This window comes from Deinococcus sp. (genome assembly GCF_025362455.1).
Classification (GTDB): Bacteria; Deinococcota; Deinococci; order Deinococcales; family Deinococcaceae; genus Deinococcus.
Window position 1 is genome coordinate 1 of the sequence record NZ_JANYGJ010000013.1, and the last position, 14,632, is coordinate 14,632.

General features: G+C 64.5%; 17 protein-coding genes. 12 read left to right on the forward strand and 5 right to left on the reverse strand.

All coding sequences use genetic code 11. From position 1 onward, the window contains the following. The 3 genes from clpX to Q0R23_RS01045 form a co-directional block, all read left to right on the forward strand. Positions 1 to 819, forward strand: an 819-nt coding sequence (clpX, locus tag Q0R23_RS01035) for an ATP-dependent Clp protease ATP-binding subunit ClpX (RefSeq protein WP_293909399.1), incomplete at its 5' end; no start/stop codon positions are given. Between the two features lie 224 nt (positions 820 to 1,043). Further along, positions 1,044 to 3,482, forward strand: a complete 2,439-nt coding sequence (gene lon / locus Q0R23_RS01040; protein WP_293909401.1) for an endopeptidase La — start codon at positions 1,044 to 1,046, stop codon at positions 3,480 to 3,482. 51 nt (positions 3,483 to 3,533) lie between these two features. After that, positions 3,534 to 3,860, forward strand: a complete 327-nt coding sequence (locus Q0R23_RS01045; protein WP_293909404.1) for a hypothetical protein — start codon at positions 3,534 to 3,536, stop codon at positions 3,858 to 3,860. On the opposite strand, the gene Q0R23_RS01050 is transcribed toward Q0R23_RS01045, so the two are convergent. Genes Q0R23_RS01050 through Q0R23_RS01060 form a run of 3 tightly spaced genes read right to left on the reverse strand, consistent with a single transcriptional unit; the run spans position 3,841 to position 5,698 of the window. After that, positions 3,841 to 4,734 carry a ribokinase gene (locus Q0R23_RS01050; RefSeq protein WP_293909407.1) on the reverse strand — a complete coding sequence of 298 codons (894 nt, stop codon included), beginning with the start codon at positions 4,732 to 4,734 and terminating at the stop codon, positions 3,841 to 3,843. The two genes, Q0R23_RS01045 and Q0R23_RS01050, sit on opposite strands and share 20 nt — an antisense overlap. Positions 4,735 to 4,738: 4 nt before the next feature. Further along, entirely contained in the window at positions 4,739 to 5,308 is a 570-nt protein-coding gene (locus Q0R23_RS01055; protein WP_293909410.1) for a nucleoside deaminase, read from the reverse strand. Positions 5,309 to 5,362: 54 nt separating this feature from the next. Further along, the gene (locus Q0R23_RS01060) at positions 5,363 to 5,698 is read right to left on the reverse strand and encodes a hypothetical protein (RefSeq protein ID WP_293909413.1); all 336 of its coding nucleotides are present in this window, start codon (positions 5,696 to 5,698) and stop codon (positions 5,363 to 5,365) included. Positions 5,699 to 5,761: 63 nt separating this feature from the next. Between Q0R23_RS01060 and Q0R23_RS01065 the strand changes: the two genes are divergently transcribed. Next, complete coding sequence (locus Q0R23_RS01065) at positions 5,762 to 6,856, forward strand: histidinol-phosphate transaminase (RefSeq protein WP_293909416.1); 1,095 nt, start codon at positions 5,762 to 5,764, stop codon at positions 6,854 to 6,856. Positions 6,857 to 6,904: 48 nt separating this feature from the next. Here Q0R23_RS01065 and Q0R23_RS01070 read toward each other — a convergent pair whose 3' ends face one another. Continuing rightward, positions 6,905 to 7,360, reverse strand: coding sequence for a hypothetical protein (locus Q0R23_RS01070; protein WP_293909419.1), 456 nt, complete (start codon positions 7,358 to 7,360; stop codon positions 6,905 to 6,907). Between the two features lie 152 nt (positions 7,361 to 7,512). On the opposite strand from Q0R23_RS01070, the gene Q0R23_RS01075 reads away from it, so the two are divergent. The 8 genes from Q0R23_RS01075 to Q0R23_RS01110 all read left to right on the forward strand — a co-directional run bounded on the left by Q0R23_RS01075 (position 7,513) and on the right by Q0R23_RS01110 (position 14,218). Then, positions 7,513 to 8,157, forward strand: a complete 645-nt coding sequence (locus Q0R23_RS01075; protein ID WP_366520373.1) for a response regulator transcription factor — start codon at positions 7,513 to 7,515, stop codon at positions 8,155 to 8,157. A gap of 40 nt (positions 8,158 to 8,197) precedes the next feature. Further along, a complete protein-coding gene (locus Q0R23_RS01080; protein WP_293909425.1) occupies positions 8,198 to 8,425 on the forward strand; it encodes a hypothetical protein in 228 nt (75 codons plus the stop codon). A 38-nt stretch (positions 8,426 to 8,463) separates the two neighbouring features. Further along, complete coding sequence (locus Q0R23_RS01085) at positions 8,464 to 9,327, forward strand: serine hydrolase (protein ID WP_293909428.1); 864 nt, start codon at positions 8,464 to 8,466, stop codon at positions 9,325 to 9,327. 280 nt (positions 9,328 to 9,607) lie between these two features. Next, complete coding sequence (locus Q0R23_RS01090; RefSeq protein ID WP_293909431.1) at positions 9,608 to 10,474, forward strand: c-type cytochrome; 867 nt, start codon at positions 9,608 to 9,610, stop codon at positions 10,472 to 10,474. A gap of 70 nt (positions 10,475 to 10,544) precedes the next feature. Then, positions 10,545 to 11,198, forward strand: coding sequence for a ubiquinol-cytochrome c reductase iron-sulfur subunit (locus Q0R23_RS01095; RefSeq protein WP_293909434.1), 654 nt, complete (start codon positions 10,545 to 10,547; stop codon positions 11,196 to 11,198). Then, positions 11,195 to 12,496 (forward strand): cytochrome bc complex cytochrome b subunit, encoded by a 1,302-nt coding sequence (locus Q0R23_RS01100; RefSeq protein ID WP_293909436.1) that lies wholly within the window; start codon positions 11,195 to 11,197, stop codon positions 12,494 to 12,496. The genes Q0R23_RS01095 and Q0R23_RS01100 overlap by 4 nt, the downstream gene beginning before the upstream one ends. Positions 12,497 to 12,616: 120 nt before the next feature. Then, positions 12,617 to 12,856 carry a hypothetical protein gene (locus tag Q0R23_RS01105; RefSeq protein ID WP_293909438.1) on the forward strand — a complete coding sequence of 80 codons (240 nt, stop codon included), beginning with the start codon at positions 12,617 to 12,619 and terminating at the stop codon, positions 12,854 to 12,856. A 384-nt stretch (positions 12,857 to 13,240) separates the two neighbouring features. Then, entirely contained in the window at positions 13,241 to 14,218 is a 978-nt protein-coding gene (locus tag Q0R23_RS01110) for a TerC/Alx family metal homeostasis membrane protein (protein ID WP_293909440.1), read from the forward strand. Between the two features lie 115 nt (positions 14,219 to 14,333). Here the strand turns inward: Q0R23_RS01110 and Q0R23_RS01115 are convergent. Then, positions 14,334 to 14,632: hypothetical protein (locus tag Q0R23_RS01115; protein WP_293909443.1), on the reverse strand; the 299-nt coding region annotated here is incomplete at its 5' end.

Here is a 14,632-nt window from a genome sequence, read left to right on the forward strand (position 1 = left end):
TTCGCCATCGCCGACGCGACCACGCTGACCGAGGCCGGTTACGTCGGTGACGACGTGGAAAACGTCATCGTGCGGCTTCTCCAGGCCGCCGAGTACGACGTGGCCTCCGCCGAGCGCGGCATCATCTACATCGACGAGATCGATAAAATCGCCCGCAAATCCGAGGGCACCAGCATCACCCGCGACGTATCGGGCGAGGGCGTGCAGCAAGCACTCCTGAAGATCATCGAGGGCACCGTGGCGCAGGTGCCGCCGCAGGGTGGACGCAAGCACCCGCAGCAGGAACTGGTCCAGGTCAACACCAAGAACATCCTGTTCATCGTGGGCGGGGCCTTCGACGGCATCGCCGACATCGGGCGCAACCGGACCAACGTGCGGGCGCTGGGCTTCGGGGCCGAATATAAAGGCACCGAGAAGGCCGAGCTGAGATTTCTGCCGGAAGACCTGGTGAAATTCGGGCTGATTCCGGAGTTCGTGGGAAGGTTGCCGCTGGTCGTGCAGCTTCAGGACCTCGACGAGCACGCCCTGATGCGGATTCTGACCGAGCCGCAGGGCGCCATCATCAAGCAGTACCAGGCGCTGTTCGGCTTCCAGAACGTCGACCTGAGCTTCACCGAGGAGGCCCTCAAGGAAGTCGCCCACCGCGCCCAGGAACGCAAAACCGGGGCACGCGGACTCAGGGCCGTGCTGGAAAAGGCCATGACCGATCTGCTGTTCGAGCTGCCGCTGGAGAGCCTGAAAAAACTGGTCTTCGACGCCGGGGCCATCGATCAGCCGCTCAAGCTGCTTGAGTCTAAGGGACTCAAGAAGTCTGCGTGAAATAAAGCAGTTTAGATTACAGCGCCGCTCCAGCACAGCCGGTAAGATTTCGGCATGTTGGACGGCGTATTCTTTTTTTCCTGCACGGCCCCGCTGAATTCGGGTGACACAATGAGTGTTGGTCACCCTACCCAGCGCGGCGCACAGGCGGTTTACGCTCCTTATCAACCCCTCTACGCGCCGCATGATGTTGTATTACCGGCGCGGAACTTCAAGGAGCAAACATGATCTGGGAACTTCCCGTTGTGGCCCTGAGAAATATGGTGATTATGCCCGGCGTCACCATGAACATCGACGTGGGCCGCCCCAAGAGCAAGCGCGCCGTGGACGAGGCCCAGGCCGCCGACCGCCGCGTGCTGGTGGTGACCCAGAAAGAGGCCACCACCGACGACCCGATGCCCGGCGAGCTGCACGAGGTCGGTACGCTGGCCGTCATCAAGCAGGTCGTGCGGCTGCCCGACAACACCTATCAGGTGCTGGTCGAGTCGCAGGAGCGCGTCAAGGTGCTCGATCAGGTGCCAGGCAGCTACCTGCGGGTGCGCGTCGAGACGCTGGACAACGTGGCTGGCAACGCCGACGAGTTGCGCGTGCTGATCAGCGAAACCAAGACGGCTTTCGAGGAGTACCAGCGCCAGAACAAGAGCCTGCGGCTCGACAATTACCAGATCGAGGCCATCAAGGGCCTGAGCGACGCCGGAGCGCTGGCCGATATGGTCGCCCACCACGCCACCTGGACGCTCGACGAGAAGCAGGCGGTGCTGAGCCAGGCCGCCGAGCAGCCGCGCCTGACCGCCGTACTCCAGTACCTGACCCGCGACCTTGAGCGCTTCAATATGGACAAGAAGGTGGCCGGGCGCGTCAAGGAGCAGATGGACGCCAACCAGCGCGAATACTACCTGCGCGAGCAGATGAAGGCCATCGGCAAGGAACTGGGCGGCGGTGAGGAAGGCCCCGCCGAGGTCGAGTCGCTGCGCGAGAAGATCGAAGCGGCTGGCATGCCCAGCGAAGTCAAGGAAAAGGCCCTCAAGGAGCTGGCCCGGCTGGAGCGCACACCCGGCGGCAGCCCCGAAGGCACCGTGGTTCGCAACTACATCGACTGGCTGACCGACGTGCCCTGGAGCAAGCGCGACGAGGAAATTCTGGATATCGTCCGCACCCGCACCATTCTGGACGACGACCACTACGGTCTGGACGACGTGAAAGAGCGCATTCTGGAATTCCTGGCCGTGCGCCAACTGACTCATAAGCCCGACGAGCTGGACGAAAAAGGCGAGAAAAAGCAGCGCAGTGCCGAGGAGCGCATTGAGGATTCCGAGCTGCGTGCCCCGATCCTGTGTCTGGTCGGCCCTCCCGGTGTGGGCAAGACCTCGCTGGGTAAAAGTATTGCCCGCTCGCTGAACCGCAAGTTCATCCGGATGTCGCTGGGCGGCGTGCGCGACGAGGCCGAGATTCGCGGCCACCGCCGCACCTACATCGGCTCGATGCCGGGCCGGATCATCCAGGGCATGAAAACGGCCAGCGTGGTCAACCCGATCATGCTGCTCGACGAGATCGACAAGATGGCCTCCGACTGGCGCGGCGACCCCTCCAGCGCCATGCTGGAAGTCCTCGACCCTGAGCAGAACCACACCTTTCAGGACCACTACCTCGAAGTGCCCTACGACCTGTCGCAGGTGATGTTCATCACCACGGCCAACAGCCTCCAGACCATCCCCCGGCCCTTACTTGACCGCATGGAAGTCATCCAGATTCCCGGTTACACCATGCCCGAAAAGCTCCAGATCGCCAAGCGCTACCGCCTGCCCCGCCAGTTGCGCGGTCACGGGCTGGAAGGCCGCCTGGAGGTCACCGACGCCGCGCTGCAACGGATTATCGAGGAGTACACCCAGGAAGCCGGTGTCCGCAACGTCGACCGGATGCTCAGCAAGCTGGCCCGCAAGGCCGCCCGTCATCTCCTCGAAACCCCCTGGGAGGGCGTCAAACTGGTCGATGCCGAGCAAGTGCCGGATTACCTGGGCATTCCCATGTTCAAGCCCGACCGGATGGAGAAAGAAGCCCAGGTCGGCGTGGCGCAGGGCCTGGCCTGGACCTCGGTGGGCGGCACCATGCTGGTCGTCGAGGCGCTGGCGACCCCCGGCACCGGACGCATCAACATGACCGGTAGCCTGGGCGACGTGATGAAGGAGTCGGTGCAGGCCGCCGTGGCTTACCTGCGCAAGCACGCCACCGAGTACGGCGCCGATCCAGATTTTTACAAGACCACCGACCTGCACGTCCACTTCCCCGACGGCGCCACGCCCAAGGACGGCCCCTCGGCGGGCATCACCATCGCCACCGCCGTGATTTCCGCCATCACCAACCGGCCCGCCCGCATGGACATCGCCATGACCGGTGAGATCAGCCTGCGTGGACGGGTGCTGCCCATCGGCGGCGTCAAGGAGAAGCTGCTGGCAGCCCACCAGGGCGGCATCCGCGAGGTTATTGTCCCTAAAGACAACGAGCCGAACCTGCAAGACCTGCCCGAAAGCATCCGCGCCGAGATGACCATCCACACCGCCGCCAACGTCGGTGAGGTGCTGGCCCGGCTGCTGCTGCCCGCCCCGGAGCAGGCCGCGCCGCCCCCCACCCTGGGTAAGCCCGCCCAGCCGGGAGCGTCGAGCTAACGCTGAGCTGAATAAACGATTTCTCCCCTGCTTTGTTGGCGGGGGAGTTTTTTGTGCTCAGAATGGGACATTAAGCGTCGCCGCACCGTTGATCGGAAAGTCGAGTTCCCCACCGGCTGCTCGGTGGTGCTGATGCTGCCGCTGCTGCTGGTGGCGGCCCCATTCGTGCTGACCGTCATGGCGATTCAGGAACGGTGGCAAGGCTGTCCGCAATGTGGGCGTCGCGGCACGCTGGAGCGGGTGTACGTCGGCCCGGAGCGGGATGAGGATGAGCAGGTGCGGGGCAGGCGTGTGCCCCCAGAGTGGACGGTCTGGCAGTGTCAGGGGTGCGGAGCGCGGTTCGCTCAGGACCGGACGCTCACGCCCCTGGGCTCCTGAGCGCCCCCTCGATCTCTGAGCGCGTCGGCATGGCGGCCTGGGCGCCCAGTTTGGTGCAGGCCAGGGCTCCGGCCATGCCCGCCGCTCGCAAGGCTTCCGGCAGTTCAGCGCCGCCCGCGAGCCAGGCAACCAGCACGCCGCAGAAAGTGTCGCCCGCTCCGGTGGTGTCCACGACCTGAACCGGGTGGGCGGGTTGACGAAGCGTTCCAGTCGAGGTGACAGCCAGCGAGCCGCGTGAACCCAGCGTGACGATCACGGTGCTCAAGCCGCGCTGAAGCAGGCTCCGGGCATTCTCTTCCTCATCACCTGACCCGCTGAGTTGCGCCAGCTCGTGCTCGTTGACGATCAGCACGTCGATCAGCGGCCAGAGGTCGGCTGCCAGCTCGCGGCCAGGGGCGGCGTTGAGAATGACCTGGGCGCCGACCTGTTTGGCCCGTTGCGCGGCGGCCAGCACGACTTCGGGGCTGATCTCCTGCTGCGTCAGCAGATGGGTCACGCCGGTCCAGTCGGCGCTCAGATCGGCGGGCGAGTAGTGGCGGTTGGCACCGCTGGCCACCGTGATGCTGTTTTCTCCGCCCTCCGAGACGGTGATGAGGGCGACGCCGCTGGGGCTGTCCAGCTCGCGCAGATGCGTCAGGTCCACGCCCGCCCCGGTTAGCGCTGTGCGGGCGACTGAAGCGAAAGAGTCGCGGCCCAGGGCGCCGCAGAACTGCACGCTGGCTCCGGCGCGGGCGGCGGCCACCGCCTGGTTGGCGCCCTTGCCGCCGGGCAGCACCTGGGCGTCGCCGCCGAGGACCGTCTCACCGGGGGCCGGTGGGCGCACGACCCGCACCAGGATGTCCGTATTGACGCTGCCGACGATTCTGACGCTCACACGTTCACTCTACGTCAGCCGTCTCGTTCGGGTAGCGCTCACGCCACAGCGCCCAGCCCTCGTCGGGGAAGGCTTTCTTGGCTTCGGGGGCGAACAGCGCGGCGCCCTCGCGCTCCAACTCGGAATCAGGGCAGGCGACGACTTCGGTGGTCTGCATGGCGGGATGCCCGTCCCAGGCGATCAGGCGCCCGGAGCCGCCCCAGGCGTCGGCGGTGGCCCAGACGATGCGCCCGATTTGCAACAGGGCCGAGGCGCCGCCGCACATCAGGCAGGGCTCCAGGCTGGTGTAGAGCGTCAGCGACTGAGGATTTTTGAGCTTGCCCGCCTGAAAAAACACGTCCATCTCGGCGTGCGAGACGCTGGCGCCGCCGACGTGCCGACTGGTCTGGGGCTCGCCCACCCGGTTGCGGCCCCGGAAGATGACGGTGCCCTGGGCGTCCACCAGTACGGCGCCCACCGGGGAGCTGCCCGCCTGCTGCGCCTCTCTGGCCAGGGCCAGGGCTTCGCGGAGGTAGGCGGCGTGAGGCTGCGCCTGGCGGGCGGGACGCTCTGTATTCCTGGTTTTTGGGGTCATAAACACAGTTTAAAAACAGCTCGCGGCGCCCACGCCGTTTCCTAAAGAATTCAGCTAAAGACTGCCGCTGGTTTCTGAAGAATCGGTGGGCGCCGCGTCCAGACCTGGCGCTGAAGCGTCGATGACGGTCAGCGATCTCAGCGTCTCGCCCTGGTGCCAGCCGTATTCGGGCGTGGCGAAACCCAGGCCCTGGGCCATCGCCTCGGCGGTGGCGTGGTCGGGTTCGGAGTCAAGACTGAACAGCAAAAACCTGGAGCCGCCCGGCGCGATGCGGCAGTACAGGTCCTCGCCGATCTGAACCTGCTGGGTGCGACCTGTTTCACGGGAGCGCTGCTGGGCGCGGCGCAACACGTCCCGAATTTTCACGGTGTCGGTGGGAGGCAGGGCCATGCCCCCAGGGTAGCGCGGGAAGCGGGGCCTGTTGCCGCCCGGCGGATGCTCTATAACCTGAAGATGACTCCGCCCGTTTCGTCCAGCCCTTCCGTCACCAGTCTCAGCGGCGTGCGCGGCGCGGTGCAGCGGACTCCCACGTACCCGTTCACGCCCGTAGACGCGCCCATCAAGCTCGACCAGAACGAATCGCCGCTGGATTTTCCGGAGGAACTGCGTGCCCTGGCGCTTGCCCGCCTGGCGAGGCAGCCGCTCAACCGCTATCCCGATCTGCACGCCGACACCCTGCGTGCGCAGATTGCCGCCTTCGAGGGCTGGGATCCGGAGGGCGTGGTGGTCACGCCCGGCAGCAACGTGCTGATTAAGGTGCTGACCGAGATGGCGGGCCTGGACCAGCGGGTGCTGAGTGTGCGGCCCAATTTCTCGCTGTACGGACTGGAAGCCAGTTTGCTGGGCGCGGGGCTCACCGAAGTGCCGCTGAATCCAGATTTCTCGCTGCCAGTCGCAGGATTGGTGCGCGAACTCGGCGCGGGCGGGCCGGGTCTGCTGTTCGTGACCCAGCCGCACGCCCCCACCGGCCACCTCGACGCCGAGGCCGATGTACGCACCGTGCTCGACGCTGCCGGTGACGGCTGGATCGCCGTGCTCGACGAGGCGTACCACCAGTTTGCCGGGCGCGATGGGCGCAAAGCCGTGCGGGCACGCCCCAACCGGGTCTCGCTGCGGACCTTTTCCAAAGCCTGGGGGCTGGCGGGGCTGCGGCTGGGCTACGCGCTGGCTGCACCGGAGCTGGCCCAGAACCTGCAAAAGCTGGTCAGCCCCTTCAACGTGAGTGCGCTGGTCACGGCGGTCGCTGGTGTTGCCCTGGAGCACCCGCAGTACATGGTTGAACGCGCCGCCCAGACCGTGCAGGAGCGGGAACGGGTGCTGGCGGCGCTGGCGAACCATCCGGTCTACACGGCGGTGGCGTCGAAGGCGAACTTCTTTTTGCTGCGCACGCCGGACGCCGACGCCGCTTACGCGTATCTGCTCTCACGCGGCATTCTGGTGCGGCGCCAGGACAAATTGCCGGGCCTGAGCGGCTGCCTGCGCGTCAGCATCGGTACGCCAGCCGAGAACGGCGCCGTGCTCTCGGCGCTGCTGGAGATCAGGAGCTGAATTTCGGCAGCGCAACCCCCCTCCGGCGGCGCAGAAGGTCTGGACCGCTCAGCGGCGGCTGAAATCTGGGATCAGCAGGGTCTTGACCGTGTTGTTGCCGCTAAACACCCCGAACAGATTGGACTTGATATACGAACTGCTCACGGCGTTGTGGACCGCCAGCGGCAGGCCGTCGGAGGGGTACTGGTTGGTGACCGGATCGATCGGCAGGCTCAGCGCCAGGGTGCCCACCAGCACCGCGCCCAGCAGCAGGCCGCCGACGGCCCCGGCGACCAGATGCCACGGCTCGGCCTGAATAACCAGGCGCCGGGCAAACCAGGCCACCGCAAAGCCCAACAGGGCGGCCAGCGGCAGGGCAGGCCAGCCCGCGAAGAGGACGTTGCTCAGAAAGCAGACGACCACGCAGCCCACACCCCAGACCAGTCCGGCGAGGCCCCGGCGGGCGCCCAGCGCCGTAGTCGCGGCCAGCAGGGTGATGAGCACGGCGTCAAACCAGGTAATCACAGAGCGCAGTGTAGGGCAAGCGTTCTTGCATGCGGGTCACAAGGTTAGCGCTCTGTAAGGGAGTGCTGGGCCTGCCTGTGAGCCTTCGTCCACAACTGGAAACGGGCGGGCCGTACACTACGGCCATGACTGGTACTGGCATGACTGGCCCCGTGATCCGCGTCCTGCTCGCCGACGACCACGCCCTGTTCCGGCAGGGCCTCAAAAGCCTGCTGGAGAGCGAGGGCATGCGCGTCATCGGTGAGGCGTCCAACGGGCGCGAGGCCATCCGCTACGCCGCCGAGACGCACCCCGACGTCATTTTGATGGACATTCAGATGCCGGAACTCGACGGCGTGAAGGCCACCCAGAACATTCTGGAGATCGACCGCAATGCCAAGGTCATCATCATCACCATGTACCGCCAGGACCGCTACGTGTTCGAGGCGGTCAAGGCGGGCGCGCGCGGCTACATCCTCAAGGACGCCGACGCCACCACCCTGATCGACGCCATCGTGCGGGTGGCGGGCGGCGAGGCGCTGCTCGAACCCGATATGGCCCAGAGCGTGCTCGATGACTTCCGTGACAAGCGCGAGGTGCTGCCCAGCGGCAAGCACGCCGACCTCAACGACCGCGAAACTATGATTCTGAAGCTGCTGGCTCAGGGCTTCTCGAACCAGGAAATCGCCCTGCGCCTCGACATCTCCGAGAAGACGGTGCGCAACCGCCTGTCCGAGATTTTCACCAAGCTCCAGCTCAACAACCGCACCCAGGCCGCGCTGTACGCCATCCGCGAGGGCATTGCCAACCTTGATTAAGCGCCGGGCACAGGCTGGGCCGCAGGTGCCCCGGTCCCAGATGCCCCAGTCCCAGATACCCCAGTCCCAGATATACGTGGCGGGCTGCCAGCGCACCTGGACCATGACGAGCAGCGAGTCCGACCTGGCCTACACCGAACTCAGCTTTCCCGAATGCCCGGAGTGCCCGCACCGAGTCATGCCGGACGGTGGGCCGAGTTTCTGCACGCTCAGGCCAGCGTCGGCAGCGCACCCGTTCGCGGCGCTGGCCGGGCTTGTGGTGGAGTGAGGGAGCTGTTGCCCCCAGGTCTCCAGACTCGTTTGCAAATGACCCCTCTCCCTTCCCCCGAACAACGCGGCCTGGACTTCTTGCATTCACTGCGCGGCGCGGGCTACGGCGGCGAGATCGGGCTGTACGTCACCGACCTGGAGGGCACGGAACTCGCCACGCTGAACGCTGATCGGGTCTTCCCCGCCGCCAGCCTGATCAAAGTGCCGCTGCTGCTACACGCGCTGGAACGGGCGCAACAGGGCGAACTCGATCTGGATGAGCGCCGCGTCATGCAGGCCGCCGATCAGGTCTCCGGCGCGGGCGTGCTGCATGAGCTGGACGCTGGCCTGAGCCTGAACGTGCGCGACCTGCTGACGCTGATGATCGTGGTGAGCGACAACACCGCCACCAACCTGGTGATCGAGCTGCTGGGAGTAGAGCTGGGAGTAGAGGCAGTGAACGCCTGGCTGACCGACCAGGGCCATGTCCGGACCCGGCTGGTGGGCAAGCTGCAACTGCCGCCCGAACTGGGGAACGAGGCCCAGCGGCGCGGCGAGCGCAACACGACCAGCGCCGCCGAGCAGACCCGACTGTTTCTGAAGTTGTGGCAGGGCCGACGGCTGGACAGAGCACACCGCCAACTCGCCCTGAGCATCCTGGGGCGCCAGCAGTACCGCGACATCCTGGCCCGCAAGCTGCCGCATGGCCCCGGCGGTGAGCGGCTGCACCAGACTTACACCAAAAGTGGCGAACTCGTCGGCGTTCACCACGACGCCAGGCTGCTGCTGCTGCCCAGGCCGCTGTGCGTGGCCCTGCTCAGCGAGGGCGGCGGCGACCCCGGCGAGCATCCCGAAAACCGCGACGTGCTGAGATTGGCGAGTGCGCTCTATCCGCTCCTGGCCGAACTCGGCGGACTCTGAGGCGTCACTGGCCGGGGGACATTCAGACCGACGTATTTGAGTACAGTGAGTGGACGAAGCGGTCAATAGGCACGATCTGTCTTTTTTCTCGGCCCTCTTTTCCAAGTCTTTACGGTTGTGCGGGCTTGCCGTATCAGGCTACAGATTTCCGAAAAAGTTCAGCTAGATGCGCGGCCAGCGCCACAAAAGCCCGCTGTGTGGGTGATATGCTCAGAGCACTGAAGTGGCACAGAACATCATCAGTCGTGAGGGAGAGAACGTGGAACGGAACGATGCGGTCATGCCCACAGTGGCAATTGTGCTCTCAGCGGTGATGTTCATCATCCTGCTGTTTCTCTTTAACAGTGAAACGGCCCCGGAGCCGGTGACCATCGACCCGGCTATCACGGCGGCGGCGGCTAAAGAGTGGCCGGTGCTGGGCAAGTCGATTTTCGAGAACGGTGTGGCTGCCGTGGGTGCCAGTGCCTGCGCCGGTTGCCACGGCCTGGGCGGTCAGGGCGGCGTCGGTCCCAAGCTGGCGGGCGACCAGAACCTGCTGCAAAACGCCGTGCTGGCCCACACCCGCGTGGTCAAGGGCAAGGGCGCCATGCCCGCCTACGAGGGCAAGCTCAAGGACAACGAGATCTACGCCGTGAGCAACTACGTCATCAACGCCTGGGGCAACAAGGCCACGCCACCGCTGATTACCCCGGCGGTCATCGCGGCGGCGGCCAGCACCATCAGCCCCGAAGTCTTGAAGAACCGCTCGCGCCTGGTGCCCGAAGAGATCAAGCTGCCGGAAATCACGCTGGTTACCTTTATCCTGCTGTGCCTGACTTACGGCCTGATCGGTCTCTACAGCGTCTGGGCCGAGGGCGAGCAACTGCACCCCGGCATCCACAAGACCCGCAGCACGCCGGTAGCCATGCTGGCGATGGTCTCTACCCTGATCGGGGTGATGTTCTTCGGCGTCCTGTTCGCCCGGCAGATCCTGGTCGACCTGGCAGGCTGGAGCGCCGACCCCATCGTGAAGCCCGACGTGACCGCCGAAGGCTTCTACGCCGCGATGGTCGTCATCTTGCTGGGCGTGGCGGCGGGCCTGTACAAGAAGTACTTCATGGACAGCGAAGTCGTGATCGAGGATTCCAGCGGTGAGTTCCCGTGGTGAGTTTGGCTGTGGTGAGCCTGGCCGTGGTGAGTTTGGCCGTGGTGAGTCTAAACAGTAAGGAGGCCGTGCAATGACCAAGTACAGACGCGCTGACCCTGAAATCAGCAGACGCAAGTTCATCAACGTGGCGCTGGGCACCGCCGGAGCCGTGGGCGGCCTGGGCCTGGTGACGGCGCTGGCCGGAGTGCGCCCGCCGATCCGGATTACGGCCAGCAAGGTTCCGGCCATCGCGGGCGACATCCTGGTCTACGCCGAAGGTCCGGACGCCGGGAAGCCGATCGACATCTCTAAACTCAACGATAAGCTCACCCACGCCTGGCCGCAGGGCAAGGACAAGACCGGTGCCCCCGTCGTCCGCAAGGACGAGCCCAACAACCTGCTGATGGTCTTCAAGTTCGCCGAAGCCGAACTGGTCGCGCCAACCGACCTCAAAGCCACCGACAAAGGCGTGGTAGCGTACAGTGGCATCTGTATGCACCTGGGCTGCCAGGTGGGCAACAACGCCTCCAAACCCGGAACGCTGCTGTGTCCCTGCCACTCCGGCGCCTACGACCCGCGTGCAGGCTGCAAGGTCATCGGTGGCCCGCCTCCCAAGCCACTTTCACAACTACCCATCAAGATCGACGGCACCGGACTGGCCGCAACTGGGCCGCTGAACGCACCATACTACGGATCAACCGAGAGCGACTGGGCGTCGCTGCTTGAGGAGGCGAAGACCATATGAACCAGTGGCTCGACGAACGTCTGCACATCTCGCGCCTGAACGACAAGTTCCTGCGCAAAGCCTTCCCGGTTCACCACAGCTTCTTCCTGGGTGAAATCACGCTGTTCTCGCTGATCGTGCTGATTCTGACCGGCGTGCTCCTGGCCCTGTCATACGAGCCCAGCGGTGTGCTGGTGAAAAACCCGATGGACCCGATGGGCTCCCTGGTGCCCGCCGCCTACGCCAGCATCATGAACATCAACGCCATGCCCTTCGGCGACATGCTGCGGCGCATCCACCACTGGATGGCCAACCTGATGATGGGCGCGGGCCTGATGCACATGATGCGCATCTACTTCACGGGCGCCTACAAAAAGCCCCGCGAGATCAACTGGTGGATCGGCCTGCTGCTGATCGTCTTCACGGCCCTGACCGCCGTCACCGGCTACAGCCTGCCGTTTGACAACTTCGCGTCCACCACCCTGAAAGTGGTCGTGGGTATCGCCTCAAGCATTCCCTGGGTCGGTGAGTGGATCGGCCAGGCGGCTTTCGCGGGCAAGTTCCCCAGCTCCGGCCTGATTCCCCGCGTCTACGGCTACCACATCATGCTGCTGCCGGGCATCCTGCTGGCCCTGACCGGCGCCCACATGCTGCTGATGATTAAGCAGAAGCACACCCAGCCGCGCTACGCCAAGGAGCTGGCCTACAAGAAGATCGTCGGCGTGCCGCTGATTACCCAGCAGACCCCCATCATGCTGATGCTGGCGCTGCTGTTCACCGGCCTGGTGATTTTGTTCGCGGCCTTCATTCCGGTGCATCCGTCCGAGGTCTTCGGCCCTCCCGGCAATTCCTCGCCCATCGTCAAGCCGGACTTCTACCTGCTGTGGGTGTTTGGTATTTTGGCGATCTTGCCCGGCAGCCTGGAGTTCAACTTCCTGGGCGGCGTGTTCAATGCCGAGTTCTTTGGCGCCATCGTGACGCCCGGCGTGGTCATCGGCCTGCTGTTCGCGGTGCCGCTGATCGACCGCAGCAGCGAGAACCAGTACTACGCCGAGAACCCCACCGATTACCCGGTGCGGCTGGCCATCGGTATCGCCTTCTTCATGATGATCGCGGTGTTCAGCGTGGCGGGCTACCGACCTGAGCTGGTCCAGTCGAACATCCTCAAGGAGAGCAACGCCAACACGATCCTGTGGATTTCGGCGGTGGTGTTGCCCGCCCTGACCTACTTTGCCGTCATCGGCATCGTGCGCGGCATCCGCAAGTTCCGCGAGACCGATCAGCGCGAGATGCTGGCCGCTGCCGCCGCAGACGACTGAACACGAACGACTGATTTACTGTTCAATCGGGGGCCGGACATGGGAAACCTGTCCGGCCCTTTTTGTTGGTCTGGTTCACTGGTCTGGACGCCCGCTCTCCAGGCCGCTCTCCTCTACCCAGTGCTGAACAAAGCCGAACGCACCGAACTCGAACGCTATTTCGCCGCCCAGGCGCGGGCACTGAAGCTCTCGCCGACGAGTCTGGAGACGGCGGACCCGGCGACGCTGCGGGCCTACTGCGCCCTAGTGCAGTACTCCGAATTACGCCACGGGGAAAACAGCCTCCCCGCGCCTCCATTCTGCGTCCTACTCAGTCAAAACTACTCGCTCCGCTCGGTCATAAAAAGGGTCTTTTTATGACATCTGCTCTAGTGCTGCACGAACTGGCGGCGCGTGGCCTGATCGAAGCCGAGCAGACGCCCGGTTGCTACGCGGCGGCGCGGGCGAGCGGCAACTGAAGATAAACGCCGCCTTTAACTTCATCATGGCGGTTAAATTCAGTCCCGGTACACTGAGGGCACACACGGGGGAGTAGCTATCCGGAACCGTTCCGGGGGTGTGCATCGTCAATACGGCGCTGAGCAGATCAGCAGCCCGGTGCGTACCATCAAGCAGCCAGACCCGGCCATCATGAGCAATCCATGATCGCCGACAAGTCTGGCTTTTTTCTGTTCCAACGCCAGTCATGGATTGTCCAGTTATTACCGTTTACGCGGTGAAGGACGGACAACGATGGACTTTTTAATGCTCGACTGGTTTATGCTCGATTGGCTGGGCAAACCGGCCTGGATGTGGCTCTCGTTTCTCGGCGTGGTGCTGGTGCTGCTGGTCCTCGACCTGGGCATTCTGGGCAAGAAGGCCGTGCAGATGGACGTCAAACAGAGTCTGTGGCTCTCGGCAGGCTACATCAGCATCGCGCTGATCTACGGCGCCTGGGTCTGGCTGACGCTGGGCAGCGCTTCGGGCCTGGCCTTCTACACCGGCTTCGCGCTGGAAAAAACGCTGGCCCTCGATAACATCTTCGTCATCTCGCTGATCTTCGGCTACTTCGCCGTTCCGGTGGCCATGCAGCGGCGGGTGCTGCTGTGGGGCATTCTGGGCGTGATTGTCCTGCGGGCCATCATGATCGGATTGGGCACCGCGCTGGTGAGCAATTTCGAATGGGTGCTGTGGATCTTCGGCGCGTTTTTGTTGTTTACCGGCGTCAAGATGCTGCTCACCAAGGACGGCGAGGCCGAGTTTACCGAGAACGGCCTGCTGAGATTCCTCAAGCGCCGCCTGCGGATCACCGACAAGCTGGAAGGCGAGCAGTTCTTTGTACGTAAACCCGACGCCAGCGGCAAGCTGGTCCGCTACGCCACGCCGCTGTTTCTGGCGCTGGTACTCGTCGAGGCCGCCGACGTGGTGTTCGCGGTCGACAGCATCCCGGCGATTTTCGCCATCACCCAGGACCCGTTTATCGTCTATACGTCCAACATCTTCGCCATCCTGGGACTCAGGGCGCTGTACTTCGCGCTGGCGGCGATGGTCCACCGCTTTTCGTACCTCAAGCCCGCGATGGCGCTGGTGCTGGTCTTCATCGGCTTCAAGATTTTCTACAGCCAGCTCTTCGGCAAGATGGACCCCGCTATTTCGCTGAGCGTGACGCTGGGCCTGCTGGCGGGCGGCGTGGTGGTCTCGCTGTGGAAGTCGCGCGGGCAGGAGGTCAGGCAGACCGAGTGAGCAGAATAAGGAAAGGGGCCGAAGCGCAGATGCTTTGGCCCCTTTGCTATGGTCTGGGGTTCAGACTGAGGCTGTTTCACGGAAACGCCTGCAAACACGTCACACAACTGAATGTTCAGCCGAATTTCAGGGGCTGCACGGCGTCAGCGCTCAAAAACGAGTCCGGGTCCGGAATGTTCGCAGGCAGACCAGGACCGACGATGGCTTCGCCACGCCCCTCACGCGCTGACAGTTGCAAATTCAGCGCCAGCAGGAAGGACAACACCTCATCGCCGCTGCCCATGCCATACGCTGCCCGCACAGCCGTATCGAGCACGTCCTGGGCGGAGCGCAGCGGATTCTTGCCCGGCGTGTCGAGCGTGCGGTACAGCTCGCGCAGGCTCCAGCCGTTGCGCTGCATCACCTCGCGCCGCA

What these genes read in the sequence shown, in the direction of transcription:
- lon (WP_293909401.1), top strand. Translation starts at nt 1,044, where the DNA reads ATGATCTGGGAACTTCCCGTTGTGGCCCTGAGAAATATGGTGATTATG.
- Q0R23_RS01055 (WP_293909410.1), bottom strand. Translation starts at nt 5,308, where the DNA reads ATGACCCCAAAAACCAGGAATACAGAGCGTCCCGCCCGCCAGGCGCAG.
- Q0R23_RS01060 (WP_293909413.1), bottom strand. Translation starts at nt 5,698, where the DNA reads ATGGCCCTGCCTCCCACCGACACCGTGAAAATTCGGGACGTGTTGCGC.
- Q0R23_RS01065 (WP_293909416.1), top strand. Translation starts at nt 5,762, where the DNA reads ATGACTCCGCCCGTTTCGTCCAGCCCTTCCGTCACCAGTCTCAGCGGC.
- Q0R23_RS01080 (WP_293909425.1), top strand. Translation starts at nt 8,198, where the DNA reads ATGCCCCAGTCCCAGATACCCCAGTCCCAGATATACGTGGCGGGCTGC.
- Q0R23_RS01085 (WP_293909428.1), top strand. Translation starts at nt 8,464, where the DNA reads ATGACCCCTCTCCCTTCCCCCGAACAACGCGGCCTGGACTTCTTGCAT.
- Q0R23_RS01090 (WP_293909431.1), top strand. Translation starts at nt 9,608, where the DNA reads ATGCCCACAGTGGCAATTGTGCTCTCAGCGGTGATGTTCATCATCCTG.
- Q0R23_RS01095 (WP_293909434.1), top strand. Translation starts at nt 10,545, where the DNA reads ATGACCAAGTACAGACGCGCTGACCCTGAAATCAGCAGACGCAAGTTC.
- Q0R23_RS01100 (WP_293909436.1), top strand. Translation starts at nt 11,195, where the DNA reads ATGAACCAGTGGCTCGACGAACGTCTGCACATCTCGCGCCTGAACGAC.
- Q0R23_RS01110 (WP_293909440.1), top strand. Translation starts at nt 13,241, where the DNA reads ATGCTCGACTGGTTTATGCTCGATTGGCTGGGCAAACCGGCCTGGATG.